Source organism: Conyzicola sp., from assembly GCF_057073975.1.
The window spans coordinates 1-4,113 of record NZ_JBXMIS010000079.1 but is presented as its reverse complement, the minus strand read 5'-3'; the positions used below and the strand labels follow the sequence as shown (position 1 = coordinate 4,113).

At 67.3% G+C, this 4,113-nt stretch carries 5 protein-coding genes; all 5 read right to left on the bottom strand.

The genetic code is table 11. From position 1 onward, the window contains the following. A partial coding sequence (locus tag AC14A7_RS07085; RefSeq protein WP_484007603.1) for a beta-ketoacyl synthase N-terminal-like domain-containing protein occupies window positions 1-379 on the bottom strand: 379 nt, incomplete at its 3' end. 70 nt (window positions 380-449) lie between these two features. Continuing rightward, window positions 450-698: an acyl carrier protein gene (locus tag AC14A7_RS07080; protein WP_484007601.1), complete on the bottom strand. Its 249-nt coding sequence runs from the start codon at window positions 696-698 to the stop codon at window positions 450-452. 45 nt (window positions 699-743) lie between these two features. Next, window positions 744-1,742: a beta-ketoacyl-ACP synthase III gene (locus AC14A7_RS07075; protein WP_484007599.1), complete on the bottom strand. Its 999-nt coding sequence runs from the start codon at window positions 1,740-1,742 to the stop codon at window positions 744-746. Next, window positions 1,742-2,659 (bottom strand): ACP S-malonyltransferase, encoded by a 918-nt coding sequence (locus tag AC14A7_RS07070; RefSeq protein ID WP_484007597.1) that lies wholly within the window; start codon window positions 2,657-2,659, stop codon window positions 1,742-1,744. The genes AC14A7_RS07075 and AC14A7_RS07070 overlap by 1 nt, the downstream gene beginning before the upstream one ends. Window positions 2,660-2,746: 87 nt before the next feature. Beyond that, window positions 2,747-3,940 carry a PucR family transcriptional regulator gene (locus AC14A7_RS07065; protein WP_484007595.1) on the bottom strand — a complete coding sequence of 398 codons (1,194 nt, stop codon included), beginning with the start codon at window positions 3,938-3,940 and terminating at the stop codon, window positions 2,747-2,749. Between the last annotated feature and the right edge of the window lie 173 nt (window positions 3,941-4,113).

Genomic DNA, 4,113 nt, shown 5'->3' with positions numbered 1-4,113 from the left:
GTCCGCGCTCGCGCAGGGTGTCCCAGGCGTCGAGCAGGGTCCAGAGTCCGCCGATGCCGGTGGAGTACTCCACGCCGAGGCGCACGGGGTCGATGTCGGTGATGCCGGCATCCGCCCAGGCCTCGCGGGCACTGATGAGGGCGAACTGCGCGGAGGGGTCGAGGCGCTTGAACTCCTGGCGCTCGAGAACGGTCTCTGGCCGCACCTTCGCCTGCGCGGCGAAGTGCACGGGGATGTCGTACTTGGCTACCCAGTCGGCATCGATGGTGCTCGTGCCCGACTCGCCCGCGAGAAGCGCGGTCCAGGAGTCGGGGGCTGTGCCGCCGAGCGGGTTCGAGGTACCGATACCGGTGACGACGATCTTCTTCGTTGTGGTCATGACAACTTCCTGTGGATCACGTGCAGTGTCTACGAGTCGATGGGGGCGACTGGCGCCCCCATCGCAAGTACTACGCCTGGGCGTTGGTGATGAAGCTGACCGCGTCGCCGACGGTCTTGAGGTTCTTTACCTCTTCGTCGGGAATCTTGACGTCGAACTTCTCTTCTGCGTTGACGACGATGGTCATCATCGAGATGGAGTCGATGTCGAGGTCATCGGTGAACGACTTGTCCAGCTCGACCGTGTCGGTCGCGATGCCCGTCTCGTCGTTGATGAGCTCGGCGAGGCCGGCGAGAACTTCTTCGGTGGACAGTGCCATGGTGTTTTTCTCCTAAAGGGGGATGTCGTTTGACCGTGGATAAGTTTAGGGCAGTACGACGACCTGGGCGCCGTAGACAAGCCCGGCGCCGAAGCCGATTTGCAGGGCGAGTCCGCCGCTGAGCTCTGGGTGCTCCTGCAGCAGGCGGTGCGTGGCGAGCGGAATGGATGCCGCCGACGTGTTGCCCGTCGTCTCGATGTCGCGGGCGATCGCCACGCTCTCCGGAAGCTTGATCTGCTTGGCGAGCTCGTCGATGATGCGCATGTTCGCCTGATGGGGGATGAAGGCGGCGAGGTCGTCTGGACCGACGCCAGCGGCATCCAGTGCCTGCTTGGCGACCTTTGCCATCTCCCAGACCGCCCAGCGGAAGACTGTCTGGCCGTCCTGTCGCATGGTCGGCCATGGCTTGACCTTGTCGAGGTACTCCTCATAGGTGCCGTTCATGCCAACCGCATCCCACTTCGACCCGTCGGAGCCCCAGATGGTCTTCGAGATTCCGGGGATGTCGCTGGGCCCGACAACCGCTGCTCCAGCGCCGTCGCCGAGCAGGAAGGAGATCGAGCGGTCTTCTGGGTGAACATACTGCGAGAGCTTCTCTGCACCGACGACGAGCACGTATTCTGCTGCTCCGCTGCGGATGAGCGCATCGGCCTGCGCGATGCCGTAGGTGTAGCCAGCGCAGGCCGCGCTGATGTCGAAGGCGGGGGCTGGCGTCGCGCCGATGCGGTCGGTGAGCAGAGCAGCCATGGATGGCGTCACGGCGACGTTGCTGATCGTCGAGACGAGCACGGCGCCGATCTGGGATGCCTCGATGCCGGCGTTGGCAATGGCCTCTCGGGCTGCCGTCTCGGCGAGGTCGATAGCGTAGACCCCCTTGCTGGCGCGGACGCGGGTGATGATGCCGGTGCGCTGGCGGATCCACTCGTCGCTGGAGTCGATGGGGCCGACAAGGTCGTCGTTCGGAACGACCAGGTCGCCGCGGGCGGCGCCGAGACCGAGGATGCGGGTGAACTTGGGGCCGGTGGCCTGCTGGAGGGTTGGCATTACTTTCCGTCAATCAGGTCGAAGGCCGCAGCCAGGTCGTCGGGCGTCTTGACCGCGACGGTCGGGACGCCCTTGAGGCCGCGCTTGGCGAGGCCGACGAGCGCTCCGGCCGGAGCTAGCTCGATGATCCCGGTCACACCGGCAGCAGCGAAGGCCTCCATGGTCTTGTCCCACCGTACTGGTGAGGAGACCTGGCCGACGAGCAGGTCGACGAAGTGGCGGCCGTCGGCGACGAGCACGCCGCCCTTGTTCGTCCAGATCGGCAGGGTCGGATCGCTCGTCGTGAGACCGGCCGCGACCGTCGTGAGGTGCTCGACAGCCGGCTCCATGTAGCTCGTGTGGAACGCGCCAGCCACCTGCAGGGGGATGACCCGGGTGCCGGGAACCGGATTCGCCTGCAGCTCGGCGAGGGCGTCGAGCGCGCCCGCGACGACGATCTGGCCGCCGCCGTTGAAGTTTGCGGGGTACAGACCGAGCTCGGCGAGGCGGGAGAGCAGCTCGTGCTCGTCGCCGCCGATAACGGCGCTCATGCCTGTCGTGGTGATCGCAGCGGCCTTGGCCATGGCCTGGCCGCGTTCGCGCACGAACGTCACGGCATCCGTTTGCGAAAGGATGCCGGCGGCCGCTGCGGCCGTGACCTCGCCGACAGAGTGCCCGGCCACGCCGCCAACCCTGTCGCGTCGGCCGTCGGCGAAGAGAGCGGTGAGAGTGAGGAGCCCCGCCGCGACGATGAGCGGCTGGGCGATCGCGGTGTCACGGATCGTGTCGGCGTCGGAGGTGGTGCCGTGGGCGACCAGGTCTATGCCAACAGCGTCGGAGATGCCCTCCAGCTGCTCGCGGAACCTGCTCTCGACGAGCCAGGGTTCGAGGAATCCGGGAGTCTGGGAGCCCTGACCGGGCGCTACAACGACAATCACACGCTCCATCCTGCCAGTGCGCGCTGCTCGACGCAGTGGGTATCGCACCAAGATTCGCCTGATCCTTTGTGCGAGCCCCTCAATCCGCTACTTTACGGGCCGCTTGCGCGACGGATCGGGCTCTGCGATGGAGCCGACGATGAGGGCCGCCTGCAGGATGAGCGCCTCGCGTGCCCCGGTCGCATCCCATCCGATGACCTCGCTGATGCGCTTGAGGCGATACCGCACGGTGTTGGGGTGCACGAACAGTTCACGGGCGGTTGCCTCGAGCGAGCGGCCGTTGTCGAGGTAGCACCACAGCGTCGCGAGCAGCTCTGTCGAGTGCGCCTGCAGCGGGCGGTAGATGCGGTTGATGAGGGTGGAGCGCGCAAGCGGGTCACCTGCGAACGCCCGCTCTGGCAGGAGGTCGTCGGCGAGGGTCGGCCGGGGTGCGTTGCGCCACGCCCGGGCGACGGCGAAGCCGGCCAGAGCAGCCTTTGCGCTCTTGGACGCGTCGACGAGCGAGGCCACCTCGTGGCCGAGCACGAGGTAGCCCGGTCCGAAACCAGGCTCCAGTTGCGTGGCGATATCGAGGAACGGCATCGGAGGCGCGGCATCCTGCTCGTCGTTGGCGGGTGTGGCGCGGCCGATGACGAGTACGAGCCGGCTGCCCTGCACGCCGATGAGCACGTCGGCGTCGAGATGACGGGCGGTGCGCCGCAGCTGGTCGACGTCGAGAACGCGCGGAGCTGTGCCGACGAGCACGCAGACCTCGCCGTGGCCGTTCCAGCCGAGGGCGGCGATGCGACTCGGCAGCTCGGTGTCGTACTCACCGCTGAGGATGCTGTCGACGACGAGTGCCTCGAGGCGTGCGTCCCACAGGCCCCTGGCCTCGGCTGCCCGTGCGTAGACGTCGGCAGCGGCAAAGGCGATCTCGCGCGAGTACAGCAGGATCGACTCCCGCAGAAGCCCGTCGCCGTCGCCGATGCGCGCCTCGACGACCTCGACGGTGATGCGGATGAGCTGGAGGGTCTGCTGCAGCGATACGCTGCGCAGCAGCTCACGGGGTGCCCCGCCGAAGACATCTGCCGCGATCCACGGGGTGGACTTGGGGTCGTCGAACCAGCTGATGAACGAGCTGATTCCCGCTTGGGCCACGAGCCCGACCGCAGACCGCCGCCCTGGTGGCATCTCGCCATACCAGGGCAGCGTGTCCTCTAGTCGCTTCAGCGTCGCCGTCGACAGCTCACCGGAGATGGTGCGCAGCCAGGCGAGCGTCTGCTCCTTGGTCCGAGGCGCCACCGCCTAGCTCTCGCCCCCCACCGAGCCGCTCGTGCCGGCGGCGACATCGTGCAGGCGATACTTCTCGATCGCCTGGGATGCCAGCGACCGGTCGACGAGACCGCGCTTGGCGAGCAGTTCGAGCGCACGCACCACGATCGACGGTCCGTCGATCTTGAAGTACCGTCGGGCGG

What these genes read in the sequence shown, in the direction of transcription:
- AC14A7_RS07075 (WP_484007599.1), bottom strand. Translation starts at nt 1,742, where the DNA reads ATGCCAACCCTCCAGCAGGCCACCGGCCCCAAGTTCACCCGCATCCTC.
- AC14A7_RS07080 (WP_484007601.1), bottom strand. Translation starts at nt 698, where the DNA reads ATGGCACTGTCCACCGAAGAAGTTCTCGCCGGCCTCGCCGAGCTCATC.